Origin of the sequence: Nocardioides sp. NPDC004968 (genome assembly GCF_040608935.1) — a bacterium.
In the GTDB taxonomy this organism is placed as follows: Bacteria; Actinomycetota; Actinomycetes; order Propionibacteriales; family Nocardioidaceae; genus Nocardioides.
The window spans coordinates 19,827-46,212 of record NZ_JBEXJF010000021.1 but is presented as its reverse complement, the minus strand read 5'-3'; the positions used below and the strand labels follow the sequence as shown (position 1 = coordinate 46,212).

26 protein-coding genes are annotated in these 26,386 nt (G+C 69.6%); 7 read left to right on the top strand and 19 right to left on the bottom strand.

What is annotated here, in order from left to right; all coding sequences use genetic code 11:
• Nucleotides 1–372: 372 nt before the first annotated feature.
• From ABZU72_RS18760 to ABZU72_RS18745, 4 genes are read right to left on the bottom strand one after another with little or no spacing between them, the layout of a single operon-like run.
• On the bottom strand, nucleotides 373–774 hold the full coding sequence (locus tag ABZU72_RS18760) for a VOC family protein (protein WP_355020344.1): 402 nt from the start codon (nucleotides 772–774) through the stop codon (nucleotides 373–375).
• Nucleotides 767–1,174 (bottom strand): 4'-phosphopantetheinyl transferase superfamily protein, encoded by a 408-nt coding sequence (locus ABZU72_RS18755; protein WP_355020343.1) that lies wholly within the window; start codon nucleotides 1,172–1,174, stop codon nucleotides 767–769. The genes ABZU72_RS18760 and ABZU72_RS18755 overlap by 8 nt, the downstream gene beginning before the upstream one ends.
• 28 nt (nucleotides 1,175–1,202) lie before the next feature.
• The gene (locus tag ABZU72_RS18750; protein ID WP_355020342.1) at nucleotides 1,203–2,072 is read right to left on the bottom strand and encodes an SGNH/GDSL hydrolase family protein; all 870 of its coding nucleotides are present in this window, start codon (nucleotides 2,070–2,072) and stop codon (nucleotides 1,203–1,205) included.
• A gap of 8 nt (nucleotides 2,073–2,080) precedes the next feature.
• A complete protein-coding gene (locus tag ABZU72_RS18745; RefSeq protein WP_355020341.1) occupies nucleotides 2,081–3,652 on the bottom strand; it encodes an AMP-binding protein in 1,572 nt (523 codons plus the stop codon).
• Between the two features lie 164 nt (nucleotides 3,653–3,816).
• Here ABZU72_RS18745 and ABZU72_RS18740 point away from each other — a divergent pair, with 164 nt between their 5' ends.
• From ABZU72_RS18740 to ABZU72_RS18725, 4 genes are read left to right on the top strand one after another with little or no spacing between them, the layout of a single operon-like run.
• Nucleotides 3,817–4,473 carry a hypothetical protein gene (locus ABZU72_RS18740; RefSeq protein WP_355020340.1) on the top strand — a complete coding sequence of 219 codons (657 nt, stop codon included), beginning with the start codon at nucleotides 3,817–3,819 and terminating at the stop codon, nucleotides 4,471–4,473.
• Nucleotides 4,474–4,477: 4 nt separating this feature from the next.
• Nucleotides 4,478–5,728, top strand: a complete 1,251-nt coding sequence (locus ABZU72_RS18735) for an MFS transporter (protein WP_355020339.1) — start codon at nucleotides 4,478–4,480, stop codon at nucleotides 5,726–5,728.
• Nucleotides 5,725–6,756 carry a hypothetical protein gene (locus tag ABZU72_RS18730; RefSeq protein WP_355020338.1) on the top strand — a complete coding sequence of 344 codons (1,032 nt, stop codon included), beginning with the start codon at nucleotides 5,725–5,727 and terminating at the stop codon, nucleotides 6,754–6,756. Before ABZU72_RS18735 ends, ABZU72_RS18730 begins: the two co-directional genes overlap by 4 nt.
• 59 nt (nucleotides 6,757–6,815) lie before the next feature.
• Nucleotides 6,816–7,463, top strand: a complete 648-nt coding sequence (locus ABZU72_RS18725; RefSeq protein ID WP_355020337.1) for a DapH/DapD/GlmU-related protein — start codon at nucleotides 6,816–6,818, stop codon at nucleotides 7,461–7,463.
• A 19-nt stretch (nucleotides 7,464–7,482) separates the two neighbouring features.
• Here the strand turns inward: ABZU72_RS18725 and ABZU72_RS18720 are convergent, their stop codons facing one another.
• Nucleotides 7,483–8,139 carry a response regulator transcription factor gene (locus tag ABZU72_RS18720; protein ID WP_355020336.1) on the bottom strand — a complete coding sequence of 219 codons (657 nt, stop codon included), beginning with the start codon at nucleotides 8,137–8,139 and terminating at the stop codon, nucleotides 7,483–7,485.
• A gap of 4 nt (nucleotides 8,140–8,143) precedes the next feature.
• Entirely contained in the window at nucleotides 8,144–8,899 is a 756-nt protein-coding gene (locus tag ABZU72_RS18715) for an ATP-binding protein (RefSeq protein WP_355020335.1), read from the bottom strand.
• 247 nt (nucleotides 8,900–9,146) lie between these two features.
• Between ABZU72_RS18715 and ABZU72_RS18710 the strand changes: the two genes are divergently transcribed.
• Nucleotides 9,147–10,235, top strand: a complete 1,089-nt coding sequence (locus tag ABZU72_RS18710; RefSeq protein ID WP_355020334.1) for an LCP family protein — start codon at nucleotides 9,147–9,149, stop codon at nucleotides 10,233–10,235.
• Nucleotides 10,236–10,260: 25 nt separating this feature from the next.
• On the opposite strand, the gene ABZU72_RS18705 is transcribed toward ABZU72_RS18710, so the two are convergent.
• Entirely contained in the window at nucleotides 10,261–11,223 is a 963-nt protein-coding gene (locus tag ABZU72_RS18705) for an MBL fold metallo-hydrolase (protein ID WP_355020333.1), read from the bottom strand.
• Between the two features lie 47 nt (nucleotides 11,224–11,270).
• Here ABZU72_RS18705 and ABZU72_RS18700 point away from each other — a divergent pair, with 47 nt between their 5' ends.
• Nucleotides 11,271–11,684 (top strand): helix-turn-helix domain-containing protein, encoded by a 414-nt coding sequence (locus tag ABZU72_RS18700; protein WP_355020332.1) that lies wholly within the window; start codon nucleotides 11,271–11,273, stop codon nucleotides 11,682–11,684.
• Here ABZU72_RS18700 and ABZU72_RS18695 read toward each other — a convergent pair.
• The 7 genes from ABZU72_RS18695 to ABZU72_RS18665 form a co-directional block, all read right to left on the bottom strand.
• Nucleotides 11,621–12,967 (bottom strand): LLM class flavin-dependent oxidoreductase, encoded by a 1,347-nt coding sequence (locus ABZU72_RS18695; protein ID WP_355020331.1) that lies wholly within the window; start codon nucleotides 12,965–12,967, stop codon nucleotides 11,621–11,623. The genes ABZU72_RS18700 and ABZU72_RS18695 overlap by 64 nt on opposite strands.
• Complete coding sequence (locus ABZU72_RS18690; protein ID WP_355020330.1) at nucleotides 12,967–13,710, bottom strand: ABC transporter ATP-binding protein; 744 nt, start codon at nucleotides 13,708–13,710, stop codon at nucleotides 12,967–12,969. Before ABZU72_RS18690 ends, ABZU72_RS18695 begins: the two co-directional genes overlap by 1 nt.
• Nucleotides 13,683–14,534 (bottom strand): ABC transporter permease, encoded by an 852-nt coding sequence (locus ABZU72_RS18685; RefSeq protein WP_355020329.1) that lies wholly within the window; start codon nucleotides 14,532–14,534, stop codon nucleotides 13,683–13,685. Before ABZU72_RS18685 ends, ABZU72_RS18690 begins: the two co-directional genes overlap by 28 nt.
• Entirely contained in the window at nucleotides 14,534–15,595 is a 1,062-nt protein-coding gene (locus tag ABZU72_RS18680) for an ABC transporter substrate-binding protein (protein ID WP_355020328.1), read from the bottom strand. Before ABZU72_RS18680 ends, ABZU72_RS18685 begins: the two co-directional genes overlap by 1 nt.
• 182 nt (nucleotides 15,596–15,777) lie before the next feature.
• Nucleotides 15,778–16,941, bottom strand: coding sequence for a hypothetical protein (locus ABZU72_RS18675; protein ID WP_355020327.1), 1,164 nt, complete (start codon nucleotides 16,939–16,941; stop codon nucleotides 15,778–15,780).
• Nucleotides 16,938–18,101 carry a phosphotransferase family protein gene (locus ABZU72_RS18670; protein ID WP_355020326.1) on the bottom strand — a complete coding sequence of 388 codons (1,164 nt, stop codon included), beginning with the start codon at nucleotides 18,099–18,101 and terminating at the stop codon, nucleotides 16,938–16,940. The genes ABZU72_RS18675 and ABZU72_RS18670 overlap by 4 nt, the downstream gene beginning before the upstream one ends.
• A 75-nt stretch (nucleotides 18,102–18,176) precedes the next feature.
• Nucleotides 18,177–19,832, bottom strand: coding sequence for an enoyl-CoA hydratase-related protein (locus ABZU72_RS18665; protein ID WP_355020325.1), 1,656 nt, complete (start codon nucleotides 19,830–19,832; stop codon nucleotides 18,177–18,179).
• A gap of 232 nt (nucleotides 19,833–20,064) precedes the next feature.
• On the opposite strand from ABZU72_RS18665, the gene ABZU72_RS18660 reads away from it, so the two are divergent.
• Nucleotides 20,065–20,736 (top strand): GTP pyrophosphokinase family protein, encoded by a 672-nt coding sequence (locus ABZU72_RS18660; protein WP_355020324.1) that lies wholly within the window; start codon nucleotides 20,065–20,067, stop codon nucleotides 20,734–20,736.
• A gap of 24 nt (nucleotides 20,737–20,760) precedes the next feature.
• On the opposite strand, the gene ABZU72_RS18655 is transcribed toward ABZU72_RS18660, so the two are convergent.
• The 5 genes from ABZU72_RS18655 to ABZU72_RS18635 are packed head-to-tail and all read right to left on the bottom strand — an operon-like array spanning nucleotide 20,761 to nucleotide 26,354.
• Entirely contained in the window at nucleotides 20,761–23,076 is a 2,316-nt protein-coding gene (locus ABZU72_RS18655; RefSeq protein WP_355020323.1) for a PQQ-dependent sugar dehydrogenase, read from the bottom strand.
• A gap of 25 nt (nucleotides 23,077–23,101) precedes the next feature.
• Nucleotides 23,102–23,824 carry a hypothetical protein gene (locus ABZU72_RS18650; RefSeq protein ID WP_355020322.1) on the bottom strand — a complete coding sequence of 241 codons (723 nt, stop codon included), beginning with the start codon at nucleotides 23,822–23,824 and terminating at the stop codon, nucleotides 23,102–23,104.
• Nucleotides 23,825–23,840: 16 nt separating this feature from the next.
• Entirely contained in the window at nucleotides 23,841–24,599 is a 759-nt protein-coding gene (locus ABZU72_RS18645; protein ID WP_355020321.1) for an ABC transporter ATP-binding protein, read from the bottom strand.
• Complete coding sequence (locus tag ABZU72_RS18640) at nucleotides 24,592–25,338, bottom strand: ABC transporter ATP-binding protein (protein WP_355020320.1); 747 nt, start codon at nucleotides 25,336–25,338, stop codon at nucleotides 24,592–24,594. The genes ABZU72_RS18645 and ABZU72_RS18640 overlap by 8 nt, the downstream gene beginning before the upstream one ends.
• Nucleotides 25,335–26,354 (bottom strand): branched-chain amino acid ABC transporter permease, encoded by a 1,020-nt coding sequence (locus tag ABZU72_RS18635; protein WP_355020319.1) that lies wholly within the window; start codon nucleotides 26,352–26,354, stop codon nucleotides 25,335–25,337. Before ABZU72_RS18635 ends, ABZU72_RS18640 begins: the two co-directional genes overlap by 4 nt.
• Nucleotides 26,355–26,386: the final 32 nt, after the last annotated feature.

Sequence of the window (26,386 nt, the reverse complement as noted above, 5' to 3'; positions counted from 1 at the left end):
CGCCCATCCTCCCCTTCAGAGGCGTGCTGTGATGAGTCTGATTCTACGCCTCCAGCCCGTCCCTGACCATCTATTTTCCCAGGTCAACCACCATTTTCGCGGTGAGCGAACGACCTAGCATCTGTGGATGGTAAGTGGCCCGAAGGGCCACCCCTCCACCCCAACAACCTCACCTGTCCCAGCAAGAATCCGCTGCGCCACACCCGGGCCGCCGCCCCGATAGCCAGCCAAATTTTTTCTCGACGGGCCCCGGTGTCAAGGACCGCGAAGCGGCCGGCGAAGCCGGCGGCCGAAGGCCGTCCTTTACTCCGGGGTCCGTTGAGAAGACCCTCCAAGAACGGGTCGGCGGCCCACCCCAACCACGAAAGAACATCAGCGGATCCGAGCCCGACGCCGATCAGTAGTGATGAGCTCGACATTGATCCCAGCAGCCCGCACGAACGCGATGAGCTCGTCGTCGAACATCTCCCCAGGCTGAGGCGGACTGAGCGTACGAGCCCCAGCGACCCCGAGCTCGACAAGAGTCGACTCCAGATCAGGAACCATGAAGGCCAGATGATGGAGACCGTACGCATGCGGCCCAGGAGTCACCGGAGTGATGAGCTTGATGGGGATCGAGTCGGGCTTCTCCAGGAAGACCCCGCTGACCCCGTGGCGGGTGTTGACGACCGGGTCCGTGACGCGACGGTAGCCGAAGAGCCGCTCGAAGGCCTCAGCGGTGCGGAGCAGGTCGCGGACCTGGATGCCGATGTGGTCGAGCCGGAGGTCAGGCATCGTCGCCCCGCATCGGGACGCCTTCGGCGACGGCGGTGGCGATGGCCATCCGGGGTCCGGGGACGGTGGCGACGCGGACGGCGGTGACACCGGCCAGCGCCGCGAGGTCCGCCGCAGGGCCTTCGAGGGTGACCTCGAGAGACCCGGGAGCATCCTCGAGCACGGTGATCCCGCGCCACGGCAGCGGCCCGCACCACTCCCCGGGACCGAGCGCCTTCCAGACGGCCTCCTTGGCGGCGTACCTCATCGCGAAGGCCGTGGCGGGGGTCGCGGCGGCCATGCACTGGGCGATCTCGGCGTCGGTGAACCAGCGCACCGCGAACCCGGAGCCGCGCATCGCCAGGAGCCGAGCGAAGCGCCTGATGTCGGCGATGTCGATCCCGACTCCCTGCAGGCTCATCGCACGCTCATCGCCCTGTGTCAGCACCTCAGGCGACCGGACTGTGGGTCGCCACCATCTTGAGCAGCTCGGCGGCGACGGCCTCCGAGCCGGCCTCGTTGAGATGACCGCGGTCGAAGGTCAGGTTCTTGTTGAGCACGTAGTACGTGCTGCCGTCCTGGCTGCGCTCCCCGGTGCCGTCGGCCTCGGCCGCGGCGATGTCGACGAGGCGGCCGGTGGCGCCGTACTTCTCCCGGATCATCGCGTTGTAGCGCTCCCGGGCGATGTTGTCGGCCGGCCCCATCTCGTCGTCGCGACCCAGGGCCGCCTTCACCTTGGACTTCCAGTTGCGGTCGGCGGTGAGCGGCACGGTCGTGTAGAGGAAACGTACGTCGGGATGGGCTGCCTCGACCTCGTCCATCGTCGACACATAGGCGTCGAAGACGGCCTGCACATCGGTGGAGGCGGTGATGTCGACGTAGCAGAGCTTCATCAGCGCGACGTCGATGTCCTTCCCGGCGGGGCTGTCCACCAGCTCCGCGAACGCGGCGAACTTGCTGAGCGGATCCTCGTTCACCCCGATATAGGCATGCCGCATCGTCGCGCCCTCCGCATCAGTCATGCTGGCGCCGGAGATCTCGGGACCGGACACATCGGCCATGGCCGGCGCCGGCACCGAGGCGTCGGCGTACACCTTCGTGACTCCGTCGAGGATGTTCATCCCGACGGAGTTGTGCCCGAAGAGCACCTTGGTCTGCCCCGCGACCTGCAGCTCGGACTCGCTGGGCTCTGCGATCGCGACCTGCTCGTTCATCCCTGGACTCCTCAGCAACCATGCCCCGGCCAGCGCGACCGTGACCACCAGCACTCCTGCCCACACTCCGGCCAGCAGCTTCACCGAACCGGAAACCTTTTTCATCGACATCCTCAACCCACCTTGACCCCTTCGAAGCCGGCATCATCCGCATCATCGACATCGTCGTCCTGTCCCTCGGCCGGCTCCTGGCCCAGCCGCAGACACATCGCACGTACGTCGCGCTTGATGACCTTCCCGTTCGCGTTCAGCGGCAGCGCGTCGACGAAGCGGACCACCTCGGGCACCATGTGCTTCGAGAGCCGCTCGCGACAGTGCGCGATCACGTCGGCGCCGCGCAGCACCGACCCGCGGCGCCGCACCACCACGAGCTCGACCCGCTCACCGGCGGCATCGTCCGGGAGCCCGACCGCGGCCGCCGCCACCACGTCCGGAAGATAGAGAGCCGCGGACTCGACGTCCTGGCTCGCGATCCGGTGCCCCCACGACTTGATGAAGTCCTCGACCCGGTCGACCACGTAGATGTAGCCGTCCTCGTCGACCTTCGCCAGATCTCCCGTACGCAGCATCCCGCCGGGCATCTTGCGGGCCGTCGCCTCGGGGTCGTCGAGATAGCCGGGCGAGATGTTCGCGCCGCTGGCCCAGATCTCGCCGACCTCGCCCGGGGCGACGTGCACCCCGTCGCGGTCGAGGACCCGCAGGTCGACGCCCGGGATGCCCCGGCCGATCGACCCGGGCCGCCGGGGGAGCTCCTCCGGCGGAAGATAGGAGAGCCGGGCGGTGGCCTCGGTCGCGCCGTACATCACGAAGACCCGCGCCTGCGGCTGGGCACACGCCATCTGCTCCACCAGCGCGGGGGCCAGCCGGCCGCCGGCCTGCTGGATCGTCCGCAGCGTCGGCACCGCCGTGCTGCCGAAGGTGCTGTTGCGCAGCAGCATCCCGAACGTCGACGGCACCCCGGCGAAGCCGGTGCAGCGCGCGGAGGCCATCCGGTCCACCACCGCCTGCGGGAAGACGAACGTGGGCTGGATGACCATCGCGGCACCGGCACGCAGATGGGTGTGCAGGAGCGAGAGCCCGAAGACGTAGGTGAACGGCAGCACGACCAGCATCCGGTCCTCCGACGTGACGTCGAGGTAGCCGAGGATCGAGGTCGTGTTCGCCTGGATGTTGCGGTGGGTGATCCGGACGGCGCGCGGCTCTCCGGTGGTGCCGGAGGTGAACATGTAGAGCGCGTCCTGGTCCGGGTCGACCTCGACCGCGTCGGTCAGCTCGATCGGCGTCGATCTCTGCTTCGGGACCAGCCGCTCCTTCCGCTCCACCAGGACCGGGAGGCTTCGGGGCAGGCTCAGCCTCAGCGCCTCGGCCTGGGCGCGTCCCACCAGCAGTGCGTCGGCGCCGACCCACCGGGCCCGCGCCACGACCTCCTCGGTCGGCAGCGTGACGGCCAGCGGCACCACGACCAGCCCCATCCGGAGCGCGGCGAGATAGGCCGAGGTCCAGAACAGCCCGTTGGGCGCCATGATCCCGACCGGCGTGCCCGGAGTAAGACCGAGCACGGAGAGCCGTCCCATGAGCACGGACACGCTGGTTCGCAGCTCTTCGAAGGTGTACTCGCGACCCGCTTCGGCGAGCGCGATCGAATCCTCGGGCGCGTGCTCGAGAAGAAAGTCGGCAGTGTTCAACGTGGCCCGTCCCCCGGGATGCTTGGGCCGGGACCGTTCCCGGCTACGGCAACGTCGCATGCCTCACCTCGACCGGCGGTGGGCCGCTCGGCAGGCTGCCTGAAATTGAGTACGCGACCCACCCATCGGTCCCGACTCGGGTCCGCTACGCGTCGACTGGTCTCGTGAACCTCAAGCGCCTCCTCATGTTCGTGCTGCTCGGCGTGCTCGTCGGCGTCGCGATCTTCTGGGCGCCGGGACGCTTCGCCGACTCCTCGTCCGGCAACGACGGCGGAGGCTCGAGCTCCTCGTCCCAGTCCGGCTCGCCGGGAGCCGACCCGAGCTCCAAAGCCGGATCCGGGTCCGGCGAGAAGTCGGACAAGGACCCCGAGCCCGCGACCGAAGCGCTGCCGGAGGCGGCCTCGACGCCGAGCGAGTCGGGCCTGCCCGGCCTCACCGAGAAGCCACGTACGAAGACGGCGGCGCTGATCTCGGAGCCGCTGCCCAAGCAGGCGGTCCGCAAGGGCACGCTGGTGGCCGGCTACCCGGCAGCGCTCGAACCCCCGTCACGCACCACGGTCGACGTCTCCAGCGTCTCGCCCACCAAGGGCGCGCTCCAGGTCGCGCTGACCGCGAGCTGCCGGAAACCGTGCGACGTACTGCGTCACTTCCGGACCACCCTCGCGAAGCACGGCTTCAAGGAGGTCACGACGACATCGGTCGAGAACACTCCGGCGATGTCGATGCACCGCGGCGACGAGACCGTGAGCGTCACGGTCACCCACACCGGCCGCCGCAACGTCGACTTCACCCTCTACTCCGTCCTCCACACGAAGACCTGAGCCGGTGTATCTGTCTCTCAGCGACCGTCCCACCTCGAGTGCCGAGCCGCGGCAGACCGGCGGGCGGGTCTCCCGGACCGTCGTCACCCTCGGCATCGTCAGCCTGCTGACCGACATCTCCTCGGAGTCGGTCTCGGCGATCCTGCCGCTCTACCTGACCGCGGTGGTCGGGCTCTCTCCGGTGGCGTACGGGCTCATCGACGGGCTCTACCAGGGCGTCTCCTCGCTGGTGCGGATCGCGGCCGGGTGGGCGGCCGACCGCACCGACCGGCCGCAGCCGGTGGCGCTGGCGGGCTACGCGATGAGCGCGGTCGCGCGGCTCGGCCTGATCTTCGCCGGCGGCTTCGGGACGATCTCCGCGGCGATCTCGCTGGACCGGGTCGGCAAGGGCGTACGCACCGCTCCGCGCGACGCGATGATCGCCGCCTCCAGCGACCCGGCGCATCTGGGCCGCAGCTTCGGCGTCCACCGGGCTCTGGACACGATCGGGGCCACGCTCGGGCCGCTGCTGGCGTTCGTGATCCTGTGGCGGATCGCCGACGGCTACGACACCGTGCTCGTCGTCTCGCTCGGCTTCGCAGTGCTCGGGGTGGCGACGATGGCGTGCTTCGTGCCGTTCCGCACCGGCGCCGTCCGCCGGACCGCTCCTCGCCGCAGCGGGCCGCGCCTCAAGGCTCCCAAGGTGCGCTGGCGCACCGTGCTGACGCCCGGTCTCGCGCGGGTGACCGGTGTGTCCGCCGTGCTCGCCCTGCTCACCATCGGTGACGGGTTCGTCTACCTGGCGCTGCTGGAGACCGGCGGCTTTGCGGCGCAGTGGTTCCCGGTCCTGTACGTCGGGACCAACCTCGCCTACCTCGCCCTGGCCGTCCCGATGGGCAGGCTCGCGGACCGGGTCGGGCGCGTCAGGGTCCTCGTGCTCGGCCATCTCCCGCTCGCGGCCGCCTACCTGTGCGCCGCGACCGGGTCCGGCGCGCTCTGGACCACGTGCGCCGCGGTGCTCCTCCTCGGCGTTTTCTACGCCGCGACCGACGGCACTCTCGCCGCGGTCGCCGGGCAGCTGGTCCCCGAGACCGTACGCGCCAGCGGCATCGCCACCGCCCAGACCGCCGTCGCGCTGGCTCGCCTCGTCGCGGCGACCGGCTTCGGCCTGCTCTGGTACGCCGTCGGCCCCCGGGTCGCCATGCTCGCGGTCTGCGCGGTGCTGCTCGCCGCGATCCCGGCCGGGCTCGCCGTGATGCGGAGGGCGGTGCGATGAGGTCGTTCTGGGTCAAGCAGCGCACGGCGATCTTCGGCGCGATCGTCGTGCTGGTCACGGCCGGTGTGACGGCGTACGCCCTCTCCGCGATCGCGGAGAACGACCGACGTACGTCCCGGGCGACCGACGCGACGACCACCTCCCTGAAGCAGATCGAGGAGGAGCCGAGAATCCTCTTCCGGCACACCGGACGCGACGCCGACTACGGCCACGTCGGCGCCGTGGCACTGGCCGACCCCGACGGCGCCCGGGCGCTCACCGACCTGAGCTGTGACCGGGTCTACGCGCAGGCGCGGTCGATCTCCTGCCTGGTGACCGAGCGGGGCGTGGTGAGCCGCTACCGGGCGACCGACCTGGCGACCTCGGCGCCGGGAAAGGCCTGGAAGGAGGTCGACGGGACCGACCTGCCGGGGCTGCCCAGCCGCACCCGGATCTCGCCGGACGGACAGCTGGTCTCCTCGACGGTGTTCGTCAACGGCGACTCCTACATGGTCAGCGGCTTCTCGACGCGCACCCTCATCCGCCGGATCGGCGGGGCGAGCTACGGGGACCTGGAGAAGTTCAGGCTGGTCGTCGACGGCCGCAAGGTCTCCCCGGTCGACCGCAACATCTGGGGCATCACCTTCGCCGACGACGACCGCACCTTCTACGCCACCGTCGCCACGGGCGGGCGGACCTACCTGGCCCGCGGCGATCTCACCGAACGCTCGCTGACGACCATCGCCGACCACGTCGAGTGCCCGTCGCTCTCCCCCGACGGCACCCGGATCGCGTTCAAGGAGGCCGACAAGGACGGCACCCGGTGGACGCCCGCGGTCCTCGACCTCGCCACCGGCCGACGCACCGTGCTCGCCGGTGAGACCCACAGCATCGACGACCAGATCGAGTGGCTCGACGACGACACCGTCCTCTACGGCCTGGAGCGCGAAGGCGAGCCGGTCAGCGACGTGTGGGCGCTCGACACCTCGGCCTCCGCTACCCCTCGAGTGCTCGTCGCGGAGGCGGCCTCGCCCGCGGTCCTACGCTGAATCGGGTACTCCATCGCGGGTCTGCCCACCCGCCTGCCGAGCTTCGGTTTGCTGTGGGGATGACCGTTGAGGAGACTCACGCCGCCGCCCCGAGGATCGAGCCCAGGATCGAGTCCAGGATCGAGCCCAGCGCGGACGTCGACGACCGTGCCACGATCGGCGCCGGAACCGTTGTCTGGCACCTGGCCCAGGTCCGCGAGCACGCCCGGGTCGGCAGCGAGTGCATCATCGGCCGAGGGGCGTACGTCGGTCCCGGGGTCGTGGTGGGAGACCGCTGCAAGATCCAGAACCATGCGCTGGTCTACGAGCCGGCGGTGCTCGAGGACGGCGCCTTCGTCGGGCCGGCGGTGGTATTCACCAACGACTACCTCCCCCGTGCCGTCAATCCGGACGGCACCCTCAAGGACGGCAAGGACTGGGAGGCCGTCGGCGTGACCGTACGCACCGGCGCCAGCATCGGCGCCCGGGCCGTCTGCATCGCGCCGGTCACCATCGGCGCCTGGGCGATGGTCGCGGCGGGCGCCGTGGTCACCCGCGACGTACCCGACCACGCGCTGGTCGTCGGGGTCCCGGCGCAGCGGATGGGCTGGGTCGGGCACGCGGGCGCGCCGCTGGTCGCCCAGGGAGATGCCTGGCGCTGCCCGAAGACCGGCACGCTCTACGTCCTGCGTGGCACGAGCGAGGACGACGGGCTGGTCGCGGTCTGACGCGTCGATCGACCGAGGGTCAGGCGGCCCGCCACTCGGCCTTGTGGGCGATGCTGACCGCCGCGATCTGCGAGGAGACCCCGAGCTTTGCGAGGATCGACTTCACCTGGGTGCGCACGGTCGCCTCGGACACCACGCGGAGCTTGGCGATGTCGCCGACGGTGAAGCCGTCCATCAGGTGCTCAAGCACCTGCGACTCCTTCGGGGAGAGCTGGGCGAGCCGGCGACGGATCTCGATGACGCCCTGCTCCTGCCCCACCCAGGCCCGGATCAGGCGCTCACGGTCGTCGACGTCGAGGACGCTGAGACCGTAGTTGAGCCTGCGTACGGTGCCCAGGATCTCGCCCAGCGGCACCGTCTTGGGCAGGACCGTGCGAGCCCCGACATGCAGGGCGTGCCCCCAGCGGGTCTGGTCGGTCGAGCCCGTCACCACGACGACGTCGGCACCCGCCCTGGCGAGCGGCGCGATGAGGCGTACGCCCGAACCGTGCTGCCCCAGGTCGAGGTCGAGCAGGACGATGCGTGGCTGGGAGCGCATGATCAGCGAGGTGAGCTTGGCCTCCGAGGGCGGCTCCTCGGGCAGGTCGACGCGGTGGGCGTCGTAGCCCTCGAAGGTGAGGGCCAGCTCGAGCGACTCGGCGAACAGGGTGTGGTCCTCGACGATGACCACCTTCACCCTTTTACGCGGCGACACCACGGCGACCTCCCCGGGTCGGGGTGTCGTGCTGGTCGGCCCCGTCGCCTGTCCCGCCATCGGCACAACCGAGCATCGGGATGCCGAGGACGAAGGTGGTGCGCTCGCTCGCCTCGACCAGCTCGAGGTAGCCGCCCTGGCGTTCCATCAGGTCTCGCGCGGCGTGGAGGCCGATGCCCTGGCCCGTCGAGCCCGGTCTGCTGACGCCCCAGGCGAAGATCCGCCGGCGCAGCTCCGGCGGGACTCCCGGCCCGTCGTCGGTCACCGCGATCTCGACCGAGGTGCTCGCCGGCTCGGTGGCACGTACCTCGATCCGGACCGACCCGCTCCCGTGGGCTGCGGCGTTGTCGAGGAGCACGTTGAGCGCCTCGGTCAGCTGGTCGGAGTCGCCCAGCGCGAGCATCCGGCTCGGGCGCCACACCACGTCGGTGCCCTTGGCCTCATGAGCGAGCACCATCGTGGCCACCACGGAGTCGAGGTCGATCACCTCGGCCCCCATCTCATCGGCCAGAAACTCATCGGTCCGCGGCTCCGGGATCCCCGGCCTCGCGGCATCCTGCTGCCGCTGGACCATCCGCTCGAGCCGCTCCAGCTCGCTCTGCACCATCGCCGTCATCGCGGCCCGCCGGTCGTCACCGATCGCACGCGGAGAGCTGAGCAGCGTGGTCGCCGCCCGGATCCCGGCCAGCGCGGAGGCAGCCTCGTGCAGCCGGGCTCGTTCATCCCGACCGACTCTTGACATTGACACAGCTCTCCCAGGTCATCCTCGTCCCACGGCCTCCCAAGACGCGGCCAGGCGCACGAAACACGTGCGGACCTGAAGGTCCGACATGAACAGCGCCCTACGGCAAAGGGACTGTACTCACTCGATCCGGGGGACGTATCGCCTACCTATTTTTGGTTACCGGCCGTTACCGACTGGTGCCTGAAATTGAGGAATGGCGAGCATCTGGACCCCATATGGAGGGAGTCCCGGGTCCCATACTCGGGTGGCCATCCTCGATCATCCGCCCGTGCCGCCGCAGCCGGAGCCTGCGGACGAACCCCCCGCGCGCGGATGGCGTCGGGCCCGCAAGCCACTGATCGGGCTGCTGGTGTGCCTCCTCCTGCTCTGCGCCGCGGCCCTGACCGGGGTCCTGTGGCTTCAGGCGAAGGTCGAGGGAAACATCCAGCGACTGCCCGACACGTTCGCCGGCCTCACCGACCGGCCAGCCAAGCCCACCGCCGGGTCGGCCGCCGACGCGACGAACATCCTGGTCCTCGGCACCGACACCCGCTCAGACATGCCCACCACCGGAGCCGAGGCGCCCGGCTGGGAGCCGGGCCAGGCACGCTCCGACACGATGCTGCTCGTCCACATCGACGGCGACCGCGACTCCGCCTCGGTGATCTCGATCCCGCGCGACTCCTGGGTCGACATCCCCGGCCACGGCAAGGGCAAGGTCAACTGGGCCTACTCCTTCGGTGGCCCCAACCTCACGGTCGAGACCGTCGAGAAGATGACCGACGTACGCATCGACCACCTCACCGTCATCGACTGGGACGGCTTCAAGGCCCTCACCGATGCGATCGGCGGCGTCGACATCGACATCCCGAAGACCGTCTACGACTCCGCCCGTGACGTCCGCTGGGAAGCCGGCCGCCACCACCTGGACGGCGAGGAGGCTCTTCTCTACGTACGCCAGCGCTACGGCCTCCAGGACGGCGACCTCGACCGCGTAGCGCGCCAGCAGGCCTTCCTGCGCACGCTGCTCAAGCAGACCCTCGAGCAGGAGCTGCGCAAGAACCCCGACCAGGTCCTCGACCTGCTCTCCCTCTTCTCGAAGCACGCCTCCGTCGACGACGACTGGTCCACCACCCAGATGGCCAAGCTCGCCGCCTCCCTGCGCAACCTGCGCACTGACGACATCAGCTACCTCACCGTCCCCACCGACGGCACCGGCATGGTCGGCGACCAGTCGGTCGTACGCCTGGACCCCTCCCGCGACCGCGACCTGTGGCGCGCCGTCCGCGAGGATCGCATGGGCGAGTGGGCCGAGGACAACCAGGATCTGCTGACGCCTGACGTCGTCCGCTGACCGGAGAACGTCGATCACCGGTTGCTCACGGGGTGGCCCAGTCGGACGCCCGCTCGTGGTCGTGGGCAGGGACCACCTTCACCGAGGCTGGCAGGGCATGGAGACGGTGCAGCGTGCGCCAGGTCTGCTCACGATCCACGTCCACCAGACAGCCGGGGAAGCCGGAACGCTGGCGCAGGTGCTCGATCTGCAGCCCGTGCCACGCGGCGTCTCCGACGAGCAGGACAGGCCCGCCCGCGGTGGCGAGCAGGACGCCGACGCTCCCGGGCGTGTGCCCGGCCAGGTCCACCAGCACGACGCTGCCGTCGCCGAAGAGATCGTGGCTCCGCTCGAAGGTGAGGACCGGCGGCCCGTCGAGGGAGAACTCCAGGAGGTCCCGATCCGCGAGCCCCCGGCGTACGCCGCCCACCGGCGCCTGGTCCCCGGCAGCGGCCCAGGTCAGCTCCTCGTCATGGAGGATCGCTGGCAGATCCGGGAGGTCGAGCAGCCCCGAGACGTGGTCCCAGTGGGCATGAGTGCTCAGGGCGAGGTCGGGTCTGACTCCTGCCGTCGCGAGGGCCTCGATCGTCGGGATCGTCGCCGCCGGCGGTCGTACGGTCCGCCGCAACAGCGGCTGGAGCTCGGACACCGCCTGGGCGTCAGCGTCTCGCGGCACCGCCGGGTCGATGAGGATCGTCGCCTCGGGATGATGGACCACGAAGGACTGGAGACTCAGCTGATCCGCGCCCGGCATCCCCTCGTACAACAGCCGGCTCGGAACCGGCCGCGGTCGTTGCCGCAGCGTCTGCAGCCGGACGGTTCTCGTCGCCGGTGGCAGCGGACCCTGCGCGCGCTCCGACAACGAGTCCAGCAGGCGCCGGTCGGCTCGTCTCGGCGCCACCAACGAGCGAGCTCCCGCCACAGCTGTCTCCACCAGCTGCCGGGACGTGTAGGCGGCGGGCAGCGGATCGAGTCCTGCGAACGGGTTGGGTCGGTTGCGTAGTTCCATGTCCCGAACGCTAGAACTTCAGGTCGACCTGAAGGCAAGATGCTTCCATGCGGATCTCATTGGCCGCCGACCTCGTCGGCGTACCTGCCCACGTCCTGCGGCACTGGGAGGACGAAGCGGTGCTCGCGCCGAGCCGGCAGAACGGAAATCAGCGGGACTTCACCGATCAGCACGTGAACGAGGCGCGGATCATCCATCGCCTTCGCCATGCCGGCATCGGCCTCGCGGAGATCAGAGAGCTCCGATCCGCCCCTGCCGGCCACCGCTCGGCTCGGCTGACAGCCTCAGCCGAGCGGATGGCCGCGGAGGCGAACCGACTCGCTGCGGCAGCCACCTTCCTGCGCCACACCGCGGAGTGTGAGCATCCGATCGTCGACGAGTGCCGGCAATGCCGCGACTACGCGATCGCCGAGGAGGCAACCTCCCCGAGATCGACCCGCTCCGGACGCGGCAACCCGTAGTGATCCCGGAGAGTGACCCCGGTGTACTCGGTCCGGAAAAGCCCACGCTCCTGCAGGATCGGAACAACGGAGGAAGCAAATGCCTCGATCCCCGACGGAAGCACAGCGGGCATGATGTTGAACCCGTCAGCAGCACCGTTCTCGAAGTAGTGCTGGATGGTGTCGGCAACCTGGACAGGGGTCCCGGTGAAGGTGCGATGACCACGCCCACCACCCAGTTTTCCGATCAGCTCACGCACGGTCAGCCGATCACGACGAGCCCAGTCGACGACGAGCGTGTAGCGGCTCTTGGCGCCCTCGATGGAGTCCTCCGACGGTAGATCGGCGGGTAGCTCCGAATCCAGGTCCAGCCGCGAAGGATCGACCCGGAGCAGCTGAGCGAGCTGGGTGACGGCGTACTCCGGAGCGATCAGCCGGTCGAGCTCGGCCTCGAGCTCGCGCGCCTCGGCTTCGGTCTCGCCGAGGACCGGGACGATCCCGGGGAGGACCAGCACGTGGTCAGGATTGCGGCCGGCACCGACGACGCGCCGCTTGATGTCGGCGTAGAACGCCTGGCTCTCGGCCAGCGTCGGCTGGGCGGTGAAGATCGCCTCGGCCCAGCGGGCCGCGAACTCCTTGCCGTCGTCGGAGGAGCCGGCCTGGACGAGCAGCGGGTGGCCCTGCGGCGATCGCGCCAGGTTGAGCGGGCCCTCGACCGAGAAGTGAGGCCCGACGTGAGAGATCGGCCGAATCCGGTCACCGAGCGCATGCAGCCCAGCGTCCTTGTCCGCCACGATCGCGTCGTCGGCCCAGCTGTCCCAGAGCTTGGTCGCCACCTCCATGAACTCCGAGGCCCGCTCGTAGCGGGTCTTGTGCAGCGGCTGACCCTCCAGACCGAAGTTGCGCGCCGCGGCGTCCCCGGCCGTCGTGACGATGTTCCACCCGGCCCGCCCACCGGAGATGTGGTCCACCGAGGCGAGCCGCCGGGCGAGGTTGAACGGCTCGTTGTACGACGTCGAAGCGGTGGCGATCAGGCCGATGTGCTGCGTGGAGACCGCCAGCGCGGACAGCAGCACCGTCGGCTCGATCCGCCCCGACGGCCGACGGCCCGGCTCGCCGAACAGAGCCGGGGAGTCGGCCAGGAACAGCGAGTCGAACTTGGCCTCCTCCGCCACCCGCGCCAGATGCTGATGCGCCGCGAGCGACAGGTTGGCGTGCGGGTCCGAGGCCGGCAGTCGCCACGACGCCTCGTGGTGACCGGTGTCGAGCAGGAACAGGTTGAAGTGGAGCTGTCGGGCGCCCATCAGGCCACCTCCTCCTCGACCACGCCGAGCTCGGCCAGCAGCTGGGCCCGCAGCGCCGCGAACCGCGGGTCGCCCGGGCTCCGCTTCGCGCCCAGGTCGATCCGGAGGTCGGAGCCGACGACTCCGTCGACCAGCACGATCACCCGGTCGGCGAGCGCGATCGCCTCGTCGACGTCGTGGGTGACCAGCAGGATGGCGGGGTTGTGGGCGGCGTACAGCTTCTTGAGGAGCTTGTGCATCTTGATCCGAGTCAGCGCGTCCAGGGCGCCGAACGGCTCGTCGGCGAGCAGCAGCTGAGGGTCGCGCACCAACGACCGCGCCAGCGCCGCGCGCTGCTGCTCGCCACCGGAGAGCTCGTGCGGCCAGGCCTTGTCGCGGCCCTCGAGCCCGACCTCGGAGAGCGCCTCGAGACCACGCTCACGCGAATCCGACCCCCTCAACCCCAGGGTCACGTTGTCCAGCACCCGCCGCCACGGCAGCAGCCGGGAGTCCTGGAAGACGACCGAGACCCGCTCGGGCACCTCCGCGACACCCGAGCCCGAGACGGCGCGGTCGAGACCGGCCAGCGCCCGCAGAAGCGTGGACTTCCCGGAGCCCGAGCGCCCGATCAGCGCCACGAACTCGCCGCGAGCGATGGTGAGATCGAGCCCGTTGAGCACCCCGCCGGCCTCGGAGAAGCTGCGGCGCAGCCCCTCGACGCGTACGGCGGGTTCCCTCAGTGACTCTCCAGCGTGCGTCGCCATGCCAGTGCCTTCCTCTCGGTGAAGCGGACGATGCCGTCGGCGACCAGGCCCAGCAGGGCGTAGACGACCAGGCCGACGACGATGATCTCGGTCTGGCCGTAGCTGGACGCGAGGGTGATCATGTGGCCGATGCCGCTGGTCGCGTTGACCTGCTCGACGACCACGAGCGACAGCAGTGCGTTGAGCACTGCGAACCGCAGCCCGAGTAGGAAGCCCGGGGTCGCGCCGGGCAGCACGACATGCCGGACGAACGCTCCACGGCGCAGGCTGACGGTCTCGGCGAGCTCCGCGTAGCGGCTGTCGATGCCACGCAGCCCGTTGTGGGTGTGGATGTAGATCGGGATGAGTACGCCGAGGGCGATCGTTATCACCTTCATCGGCTCCCCGATCCCCAGCCACAGGATCAGCAGCGGCATCAGCGCCAGGCTCGGGATCGCCCGCTTGACCTGCACCGGACCGTCGATCAGCGCCTCACCGACCCGGCTGAGCCCGGAGACGAGCGCGAGCGCCAGCCCGACGCCGACCCCGATCACCAGCCCGAGCGCGGCCCGGTAGGCCGAGGTGGCGAGGGCCTCGGGAAGCCGTCCGTCGGCGATCAGCCGCTGAGCGGTCTCGACCACGACCCACGGCTCGGACAACGTACGCGGATCGAGCACGCCCGTCGCCGAGGCGAGGCACCACAGACCCAGGAGCAGGATCGGTCCGATCCACAGCGTGCCGGGAACCCGCGGCCCTGGGCCGAGGCGGCGGCGTACGACCCGCTTGTCGCCGGCCTTCTCGGCGACGGCGCCGACGATCGGCGCCTCGACTGCCGTGGTGGCCATCACTGACCGCCCTTCACGGCCTCGGCGATGACCTTCTCGTAGCGGCGGTCGTAGAGGTCGGTGACGTCCAGCTCCGGATGGTCCTGCTCCTTGGAGAGGATGTCCGCGGTCTCCTGGTGACGCTTGATGAACTCGTCCCAGCTCTCCGGGATGACCGTCTGCCCTGACGACTCGAACACCTTCTTGCCGTCCTCGAAGGTCAGACCCTCGTGGTCGACGTAGTAGGCCTGGATCCACTCGTCCGGATGCTCGTCGACCCACTTCTCCGACCTGACCCACAGCGCGAGGAAGTCCTTGAACGCGGCCGCCTTGGCGGCGTCCTCGAAGGTCTCCTCCGGCCCGTAGATGAGCGTCGCGTCGTCGCGGATGCCGGTCCGGATCGAGGTGGCACCGTCGCGGCCGTACTTGGCCAGGTAGGAGGTCAGCTGCGGCCCACCCAGCGGGGCGACGTCGACCTGGTTCGAGGCCAGCGCGTTGGCGAAGGTGTCGTCGACGCTCTGGATCTCCACCAGCTCGACGTCCTCCTGGCTGAGCCCGGCAGCCTCGAGCGTCTTGAGGACCAGCGCACCCTGAGCCTGGCCGGGCGAGTAGGCGATCTTCTTGCCCTCGAGATCCTCGAGCGTCTTGACCTTCGACTTCGGGGCGATGCCGAGCTCGTAGATCGGGTTGTCGAGCGGGTCCGGGTTCTCGGTGACCGCGACGATCTTGACCGGGGTGTCGGTCCAGGTCGCGAACAGCGGCGGGATGTCGGCGACGTAGCTCGCGTCCAGCGCGTCTGCGCGGAACGCCTCGATGCTCTTCGGACCACCGGAGATGTTGGCCCACTCGATCTCGTAGCCCTCGACCTCGTCGATCAGGCCGGACGCCTTCAGCGCCACCTCGATCGGCGGCAGCCCGAGGCGCAGGACGGTCCCCTCCGGGACCTGGTCGGGGAGCGCCGCGTCGGCGGCGAGCTTGGAGGCACTGGACGCATCGGCGCCGCCGCACGCCGTCAACCCCAGGAGCAGGGTCGAGAGAACGGCGGCGATGGCGGTCAGGCGCGGTGGGGTGGGGCGGATCATGGCTCTCCTCTGGTTGGTCCGTCCAAACCAGAGTAAGTCACTAGAGTTTAGCCATAAATGCCCGTTCGGATCCTGAGACCGCCGAGAAGTCAGGTACGCAGGCCGAGACGTCACTTGCGTCGGCCGAGTTGGCATTCGATTGCCATCTCGGCCGACGGGAGCGACGTCTCGGCGGGATGGGGTCAGACGCGGTCGAGCCAGTCGGTGAACCCGGAAGGGTCGTGGCGACCGAGGATCCCGTGCTCGAAGAGCCCCCAACCGACAGCGCCAGCGGCATCCGCGACCCCCGGACCGCGCGCGACCGCGTGCCCGACGTGATCGATCACCCCGAACGGCACTCGGCCGACGACGTCGGGCGCCTTCATGTCGTAGGTCAGCCGCTCGGTGAACCCGGCGCCCTTCCAGATCCCGTGGGACCAGTCGGAGTCGCCGCCGTAGCCACCACCGACATGGATCGGCACCCCCAGCAGCGAGGAGACCTCGAGCACCAGCGGCTCCCCCGCCGGTGTCGTGCACGTGATCGTCGCACCCTCCGGGAGCCTCGTCCCGTCCTGGTAGCGGATCCGGACGTGCGGCCAGCCGAGCTGCTCGACCCGCCCGTCGGCGAAGGTGCGAGTGCAGTCGTTGAGGGTGCGATGACCGTCCGGGGTCTCCTGGATGATCAGGACGACGGCGAACTCCTCGAACCGCAGCGGCACATAGAGCCACCACATCCCGTCGAACCCGGGGTCGGCCGGTTTGCCCGGCGGCAGCCCCTCGCCGGAGGGGCGGATGCCCCAGGACCGGTCCCGGGTGCCGACCCAGCGGTCGGGGTCGACGACGATCGTCTCGCCGTCGACCTCGATCACCCCCTCCCAGGTCCCGACCTGCGCGAACCGCTGCGCATCGAGCACTGTCGCCGCACCCTGACGCATCACGTGCGGCTGCTCCTGGACCACCTCGAACGAGCCCTCCCATCGCAGGTCCAGGGCGATCCCGTGGGTCTCCTCCATCACCAGCCGGAGCTTCCGCAGCGGCTCCGAGACCTCGATCCGGTACGCCCCGACCTGCTGCTCCAGCCGGTCACCGCCCCGCGGATCGGCACCGTCGCCCAGGTGCACCGCGGTCTGCTCGTCGCCACGGCGGAGCAGGACGTACGCGTCCTTGGTGCCGAGGTTGGGATAGAACCCCATCCCGGAGATGAGAAAGATGTCGCCCGTGCGGTCGTGGGCGTTGAGGTAGCAGCGGTCGTAGAAGTTGCGGTCGCTGCTCCCAGCCCAGGCCACCGGTCGCGGGAGCTGGTGGATCGGGTACTCGTCGAGCGGCCCGACACCGACGTACTCGCCGTGCCCGCCAAGCACGCTCACGCGCCGACCTCGTCCAGCATCGCCTCGAACATCGCCCGGTGGTAGAGCACAGACTCCGGGTCCTCGGGCGCCTCGATCTCACCGAAGTGGATCTGCCGCGCCGCGATCCGCAGGTAGATGATCCCCCACATGACGGCCGCGTGGACCTCGTGCCAGGTCAGGTCGCCGAGCTCGATGCCGCTCGCCGCGGCATAGGTCTTCCGGACCTCGTCGGCGGTGAGGAAACCCGGCATCCCGGGCAGCTCCAGCATCGCGGCCAGGTCCTCGAAGATGCGGTGGGCGAAGATCATCCAGGTCACGTCCATCTCGCGGGGCCCGAGACTGACCATCTCCCAGTCGAGGACCGCCACCGGCGCGAAGTCGCGGTAGATGATGTTGCCGATCCGCGCGTCACCCCAGCACAGGACGGGCTCGCCGCCGTCTTCGGAGAGGCCAGTCTCGGGAAGGTGTGCCTCGAGCCAGGCCAGGCCTCGCTCGACCAGCGGCGAGCGGCCGCCCCATTCCTCGGCAGTGGAGGCGAAGGCGTACCAGGCCCGGGTCTTGGCCAGGTTGCGGGCGACCAGCGTCTCGCCGGAGTGACCGGCCGCGGCTGGATCGAGGAAGCCGAACCGCGAGGCGGCGTCGGGGATCGAGTGGAGCCCGGCGAGCACCTCGACCGTACGCCGCTGAAGCGCCGCCCGGTCCGAGGACGAGGCGTCGAAGAGCCAGCTGTCGCCGAAGTTGTAGGGCATCACGTCGGGCGGGACGACTCCCTCGACCCGCTCCATCAGGAAGAACGGCGTGCCCAGGACCGAGCCGCTCATCTCGGCGAGGCCGACCTCCGGCACCGGCACGGGCGACAGCGAGCCGGCCAGGCGCATCGCGTCGTACTGCGCCTGCAGGTCATAGGTCGCGAAGACGGGGATGTCCTCGGGGCGGGGCGCCACCCGGAGGACGTACGCCTTCGTCTGCCTCTCTCCGGCGACGGTCGAGGTGACATCGAGCAGGACGGTCTCGCTGGAGAGCCCGTTGGCGTCGATGCCTCCGATGAGGGCTACGTCGGGGTCGGCACCGGGCGGTAGCGCCGTAGCCAGCCACTGCTTCAGCCTCGCGCCGATCGCCGCAGGGTCGCGGCCCGATCGCTGGAAGGTCATCTCGGGCGGTGGGGGCGCCTGGGTCACGTGCTCCTCCTGGTGGCGTGTGAGTCAGGTCACACACCACCAGGTTGGTGGAACACGTTCTAGTTTGTCAACCGATCAGAACTGGATCTTCGCCGGTGTCTCGGTCGGCGCGGCCTTGGTGACGAACGCCTTCCGCTTCGCGGCGAACCCGAAGCGGTCGTCGAAGATGTCGCGGGCCATCTCGGCCAGTTCGATGCTCTGGTAGTAGGACATCGGCATCGCACAGGCACGGCGTGCCTCGCGCGCCGCCAGGGCCGGGACGTACGCCTCGGGCTCCGCAACGCTCTGCGCCAGGTGGCGCAGCCAGCCCTCGAACTCCGCCGCGTCGCGCGGACCGAGATCGCTGACCATGCCGATCCGCGCCGCCTCAGCCGCCGAGATCGGCAGCTTCGCGCCGAGCAGCTCATCGGCCTTCTCGGCGCCGACCCGGCTCGGCAGGCCCCAGGTGTGCAGCTCGGACCCGAAGATGCCCATGTCGTAGTAGGGGTTCAGCACGACACCGGCGCGCGAGACCGTGATGTCGGCACAGAGGCCGGCCATCACCCCGCCGGCTCCGGCATTGGCGGTGAACGCGGCGATGGTCAGCTGCTCGGCCTCGGCGATCGCCAGGCAGAGCTCGTCGATGGCGCGGATGTTGTCCCAGGCCTCGGCCGCCGGGTCCTGCGCCGCCTCGATCACGCCGAGGTGGATGCCGTTGGAGAAGGCGTGCTCGGTGCCGCGTACGACCAGGACCCTGGTGTCCTCGATGAGCGCCTTGCGGACGGCATCGGTCATCCGCCGGCACTGCTGGGTGTGCATCGCTCCGCTGTAGGAGCGGAGGGTGAGGTAGCCGACGTCGCCGTCGCGCTCGTAGGTCGTCTCGGCCAGCGCATCCGGCATCCGCCGGTAGGGCGCGTGCCCGGGGTCGAGCACCCAGGCCGCCGGGAGCTTGGGACCGCGCTTCTTCTCGAGCGTGGCGGCGTAGCCGACCCACAGAGTGCCCTCGCCGGTGGCGATCGCGACCGCGTCGGTGTCGACACCGACGATGGTGCCCGGTTCCACGTCGCCATGGTCCTCAGGCGTCGTGGCAGCGTCGAAGAGGCAGTACGTCTTCCCGTCGACGATCGCCGGCGCACCCGGGGCACCGTCGGCCGCCGCGATCCGCCGGGCGATCTCGGTGGCCGGCGCGGACCAGTCGATCTCGAAGGCCTTGCGGCGCAGCAGCGGCAGTTCGCCGGTGCCCTCGACCCCGGCGGCCCACTCCTCGGCAGGCTTCGGCGCCTCCTCCGCCGCGACCATCCGGAGGACCTCCGCGACGCAGTCCATCGCGGCATCGGCGACCGGGCCGTTGTAGAGCGCGCTCTTCGCGATCGGGATCTCGGGCATCGCGAAGGTCTCGGTCGCCCAGACCGGGCCGGCGTCCATCTCCTCGACGGCCGACAGCGCGGTCACGCCCCAGCGGTCCCGTCCGTCGAGGGTGGCGTGGTCGAGCGAGGACGGGCCCCGGTCTCCGACCGGGCCCGGGTGGATCACCACCGTTCGATAACGACCCCAGACCGCCTCCGGCACCCGGTGCTTGAGGAACGGGCACAGGATCAGGTCAGGCTCGATCGCTTCGACGGCCGCCACCAGGGACGAGTCGTCGTGGACCGGCGCCAGGAGGACACCGACGTCATGGCCGCCCTCTTTGAGATCGCACCAGACGCGTTGGGTAAGACCGTTGAACGCGGAGACGAGCAGAAGAATGCGCATGTGGGGGAAGTGTCCTTCTTGTCAGTAGCCCGAACAGACCTCGTATCCCCCGAGGGGTATTTATCCCCCGAGGGGTGTCACTGTATCGGGCACGTCCGGCCGAGCGCACGTTGGTGTCCAGACGAGGGACGGAAGACCTGGTGAGGCCCGGGCCGCTCGCCCCGGTCTCATGCTGGGCACCGCGCTGCCGTCTTGTCGACGCCTGTAAAGATGGCTCTGTCAGGAGGGGACAATGACAACAGTCGACGACAACCCGATCAACGGGTTGATCGATCTCGTCGGGACGAGTAGCGACGAGATGGCGCGCGAGCTGGCCAAGTTCCGGATGCGCTACAAGTTCGCGATCGACGAGGTCTCGACCAAGATCGCGATCCTGCGCGAGGAGTTCGAGCACGCTCACGACCACAGCCCGATCGAGCACGTACGCACCCGGCTCAAGACGCCCGACAGCCTCCTCGCCAAGGCCCGCAAGATCGGCTGCCCGCTCACCCTCGAGGCGCTCGAGCAGCAGATCCGCGACATCGCCGGGATCAGGGTCGTGTGCCCGTTCGTCTCCGACGTCTACTGGATCATGGAGATGCTGGGCAGCCAGTCCGATGTCGACGTGGTCGAGGTCGAGGACTACATCGCCGACCCGAAGGCCAACGGCTACCGCAGCCTCCACCTGATCATCAAGGTCCCGGTCTACCTCTCCGACCGGGCGGTGGACGTGCCGGTCGAGCTGCAGATCCGCACGATCGCGATGGACTTCTGGGCCAGCGTCGAGCACTCGATCTACTACAAGTACGACGGCACCGTCCCCACGACCCTGCGCGACGAGCTCGGCGCCGCGGCCCGCACCGCGGCCGACCTCGACGCCACCATGGCGCGGCTACGCAGCGAGGTCCACGGCCCGGTTCGCTGAACCGGGCCGCGGACGCTCACAGGCTCAGCGGCCGTTGACGAACCGCTGATACTGGGCTCGCGCCTCGTCCGGCGTGATCGCCCGGTCGAGGAACATCAGCGAGTCCATCCGGCAGTTGCACGGGTTCCGCTCGACGGTGTCCTGCGGGAACGATCCGCCGACCTTGTAGCCGCGCGGCAACGTGTCGGAGGTGCCGGTGCCGTCAACCTGCCACGGGTCACCGGGAGTGGTGTAGAACCCCTCGACGGCCTTGCCGTTGCGGTAGAGCGCCATCTTGCCCGTGGTGTAGTCGAACGTCGCCGTCAGGTGCACCCACTGACCTCGTGGCAGCAGGGTCTGCCAGTCCGCCGAGGCGGCGAAGGTCTGCGAGGCCCCCTCGTCGAGCCGGCGTCCCAGCGCGACCAGGCGCAGGGTGCCGTCGACGTTGATGAGCTCGAGCAGGGCGCGTACGCCATGGCCGTCGGAGTTGCCCGAGAGCACCCCGGCCAGTCCGATCGCGTTGAACCGGTCCGTCGGATCAGCGGTCACCGAGTTGAGTGCCGGCGCGTCCATGTCGACCTTGAACCAGCCGGCCACGGTGATCTGCTCGGCTCCCGCGAACGGCGCCAGCGACGCGACCCCGTTCTGGTTCCACGACCCTGCCTTCCAGTCGTCGTTGCCGTTGACCTCCGGGTTCAGCTGCTGGGTCTGCAGCGCGTTGTTGCTGGTCCGGTAGGCCGAGTCGCGCACCTGCATGGCGTTGCCGCCGTTGACCTGGTTCAGCAGCGTCCGCGAGAAGCCCTGGTCCTCCTCGCGCGACCCCGGGGCGAAGGGGTGCTCGAAGTCGTAGTAGCTGACCAGGTCCTCGCGCAGCGACGGCACGACCTCGCTCGGCCAGGGCCGGTGCACCGTGTTCACGACCTTCCAGATCTTCCCGTTGGCCTTGGCCAGCAGGTAGAGGTTGCGGCGGGAGTCGGTGCCGAAACGCAGGTCGACGCGCGGGTCGTCGACGAAGTCCTGCATCGAGAGCCGCTTGCCCGAGGTGTCGAAGAGCTGCATCTGGTGCAGGGTCGCCTCCCGGCTGCTCCCCCGGCGCATCTGCTTGGCATCGGTCCAGTAGACCTCGCCGTTGACCAGGTCCCCGAAGACGTACTTGCCCTTCAGGTCGTTGAACCGGCCACGGTAGACGACACCGCCGCTGACCGCGTGGCCGCTGTCGGAGGTGCAGGAGTAGTTGGCCGGCGGGTCGTGGTCGAAGGAGGCCACCGGAAGGGTGAAGCCGGACATGTCGTAGTCGTCCGGGACGGTGTAGAGGGCACACTCGTCGGTGTTGTCGTAGAGCAGCCGGCCCTCGATCTCGCTCCAGCCGAGGTTGTCCCCGGCGCGTACGTCGTAGACGGCCTCGATCGCGTGCTGGCCGATGTGGCCGAGCAGGAAGGTGCCCTTCTCGACGTCCCAGGAGAACCGGTGCGGGTCGCGCATGCCGTACGCCCAGATCTCGCCGATCGCACCCTCGCGGTCGACGAACGGGTTGCTGTCCGGGACCCCGTACGCCCCGTTGCGCCCGTCGCGGGCGAGCGGGTCGATCCGCAGGATCTTGCCGAACGGGTTCCCGAGGTTCTGCGGGTCGTCGCTGCGGACGCCGTTGCCGCCGTCGCCCGAGGCGATGTAGAGCAGCCCGTAGTCCTCGTCGCCGGGCCTGGCGGTCGGGTTGAAGTCGATCTGCTGGATGGCGTGGATCTGGCCGGCGAAGTCGATCCGCATCACCTCACGGCTGGTGCCCTCGAAGGTGTCGGCCGCAGGATCGGTGGCATCCCACTCGGTGACCACGCTGACCGTGCGTCCGGAGCCGGGGTTGGTCTGCGACGGGAAGGTGGGCGTCTTGGCGAAGCCGCCGAAGCGCTCGGTGTGGGTGGTGTAGAAGAGCCCGTTCGTCTCGAACTCGGGGTGGAACGTGATGAACCCGGCGCCGCTGCCCAGCCCGGCACCGGACCAGAAGTCGACGAAGTGGTCACGGAGATTGAGGTACTCGTGCTGCTGTCCGCCCTCGAGCAGATACATCGGCCCGTTGAGGTCGGGGACGTACATCCGGCCCGAGCCGTCGGGGACCTCGCCGATGAAGTTGATGCGGTTCTGACGGACCAGGCGCTGGTCGGTGGGGGCGGGATAAGGCTCGGTCTTCGGCAGCTGTGCGACCTCCTGGAGGACGAGGCCGAGACTGCTGCGTAGAGGCTGTTCGGGGATGGGGTCGGGGACGGGCTCGCTGCCGGGGATGGCGGCGTTGGCAGAGAGTGTGGGGGTGAGTAGCGCGGCGAGCATGGCGCCCACCGCGAGACCGCCCCATAGACGTGAGGTTCCCATGGGTGTGTTCTCTCCTTACCGAGGTTCAGCGATGACGGAGGCCCGCGACGGTGACGTCACGGATGCGACCGAAGTTGTCGAAGGAACCGAAGCCGAACCGGCCTCCGGTGAAGGTGGTGTCGGTGGCGGTCATCCGGGGCTCGTCGGCACCGTCGAGGTAGACCGCGATCGCGCCCGTGCGGGCGTTGTAGTCGAGACGTACGTCGTGCCACTCGGCGTCGGTGATCGACGGCGCGGCGCCGACGGTGCCGTTCCACTGGTGGTCGATGCGCAGCCGGTCGGCGTCGTTGACCACGAAGATGCCGTTGTGGGGGTAGATGGTGTTGTCGGTCGAGAGGTGGGCGTAGTAGAAGCGCGTCGGGGACTGGTAGTTCCAGACCAGGATCACGTCGCGGTTGGTGACCTCGACGGCCTCGTCGATGCGGACCTCGGCGCGGTAGGTCAGCGAGCCGAGCTGGGGACCCTTGGTCACCACGGCGTACTCGAAGGGGCGTCGCGGGCCGGGCTGCGCCGTCCCAGGCTCGGTCAGGATCACCTGGCCGCCCTCGAAGGCCCACTTGTCATCGGTCACCGGATCCCAGTCGGCGAGGCTCGCCCTGGGCTTGACCACGGCCAGGCCGGGTCCTTCGGTCGGCTGTGTATGTGTCTGGGCATGGGCTCCGGCGACCGGAGCGGCCAGAGCCACTGCGAGGGCGACCACACCGGCGCGTACGCCTCGCCCCACCATTCGGTTCAGCTTCCATCTCATGGTGCTTTCCCTTCCCCTAATCGGGACCGTCGGTGGTCCCTGCTGAGGTTGTTGCGGCTCCCCCGAGGTAGAGCTCGGCCATGCGCGGGTCGGCGAGCAGGTCGGCAGCGGCCCCTGCGATGTGCACCTTCCCCAGATCGAGTACGCAGCCCAGGTCCGCCGACTCCAGGGCCCGCCGGGCGTTCTGCTCGACGAGCAGGACCGCCAGACCGGCGTCCCGCATGCGTACGACCTGCTCGAACACGGTCGCCGTGGTCTTCGGGTCCAGGCCCATGCTGGGCTCGTCGAGCAGCACCACCTTCGGGCTCACCATCAGCGAGCGGGCGAACTCGACCTGCTTCTGCTGGCCGCCCGAGAGCGCGCCGGCGAGGGCGTTCCACCGCTCGGCGACGACCGGGAAGAGCGTCTTCACGAAGTCGGTCCGCTCCTGGATCGCGGCCGCGTCGCGCACCGTGTAGGCGCCCAGGCCGACGTTCTCGGCCACGGTCATCTCCTTGAAGACGGAGTGGCCCTGGAGGACATGGGCCATGCCCGCGCGGAGCATCTGCTGCGGCCCGTTGCGGGTGACGTCGACACCGTCGACGGTGATGGTCCCCGAGCGGGGCGTCAGCATGCCGCTGGCGACCTTGAGCACCGTGGACTTGCCGGCTCCGTTCGGGCCGACCAGACAGACGATCTGACCTGCGGGAACGGTGACGGTGAGGCTTCGCAGCACCAGCGCCGCACGGCCGTAGCCGGCCTCGATGTCGCGCAGCTCGAGAAGAGGTTCAGACACCAAGGTAGGCCTCCAGGACTCGTGGGTCGTTCTGCACGTCCGCCGGCGCACCGGAGGCGATCGGGCGGCCGCGGTCGAAGACCACGACATGGTCGGAGAGGCTCATCACCAGCTCCATGTTGTGCTCGACGATGACGAAGGTGCGGCCCTCAGCGTTGAGCTCGCGCACGAGCGTGGCGATCCGGCCGATCAGCGCCGGGTTCACGCCGCCGGCGGGCTCATCGAGCATGATCGTGTCGGGCTCGGCCATCAGCACCCCCGCGAGCTCGAGCAGCTTCTGCTGCCCGTAGGAGATGTCGCGGGCCTCGCTGCGCTCGAGGTGCTCGATGCCGACCCGGGCCAGCAGCTCCCGCGCCCGGGCGATGTCGTCGGGGTTGTGCGCCCCGCGCAGCCGGTGGACCAGCCCCTTGGACCGGACCCCGGCCAGCACGTTGTCGAGCACAGTCATCCGCGGGAAGATCCGGCACAGCTGGAAGCTGCGCCCGAGCCCGGCCCGCGCGATCCGGTGAGGTGCGTGGCCGGTCACGTCGCGACCCTGGTAGGTCACCGTGCCCGAGTCGGGCCGGATCATCCCGGTCACGCAGTTGAAGAAGGTGGTCTTGCCCGACCCGTTCGGGCCGATCAGGGCGTTGATCTTGCCCTCCTGGAAGCTGACCGTGGCCTCGTCCACGGCGCGTACGCCGCCGAACGCCTTGGTCAGGTTCTGGGTCGTCAGGAACTGCTCGCTCGCTGCGCTCATGACTTCGTCTCCTCGAGCGCCTTGCGCTCCTCGGCCAGCTGGGCGGCGTCGACCTCGCGGATCGAGGTGTCGCCGGGTCGGAACCGGTCGAACTGCGCGGTCAGCCAGGGGATGACCCCGTCGGGCATGAAGAGCACGACCAGGGCGAGCAGCAGACCGAGCGCGACCAGGTGCAGCTGGGTGTCGCCGTACTGGTTCTTGAAGAACTCGACCGCGTAGCCCACGATCACCGCGCCGACGACTGGACCGAGCAGGCTGCGTACGCCGCCGAGCAGGGACATCAGCACCAGATAGGAACCGGTCAGGATCGAGAACTGGAAGATCGGGTCGAGCGAGCCGAACCAGAGGGCGTACATCCCGCCCGCCATCGCGGTCATGAACGCCGAGACGACGAAGACGACCAGCTTGTAGGCGAACGTGGGCACGCCCAGCGCCTGGGCCTTGTCCTCGTCCTCCCGGATCGCCTTGAGTCCGGTGCCGAGCCGCGACCGGTCGATCACCCACCACAGCACGAGGGCGACCAGGGTCAACGCCACGAACAGGTAGAAGAACCGCTCGTGCTGCTCGGGCCGGAGTACGTCGGTGCCGAACGGCCGCGGCACCCGCAGCCCGTTGGACCCGCCGGTCACGTCGGCCCAGCTCTGCGCGACCAGCAGCAGGATGAGCACCAGCGCGATCGAGACGATCACGAACGAGGCGCCCCGGACCCGCAGCGACGCGATCCCGATCGGCACCGCCGCCAGGCCCACGAGCACGGCCGCGAGGACCATCGAGACCCACGGGTTCACCCCGGCCTCGGTCACCAGCAGGGCGGTGCCGTAGCCACCCAGCCCGGCGTAGGCGGCGTGACCCAGCGAGATGTAGCCGGTCAGCCCGCCGACGAAGTTCCACGCCACCGCGAGCGCGGCGTAGCTGGCGATCACCACGCCCACTGACAGGATGAACGGGTCCGGCGCGAGCGCCGGGAAGGCGAGCACGAGGCCCAGTGCGACCGCGGCCGCGACGAGCTTCGTCACCAGGACGGATCGGCCCGGATGCGTACGGCTTT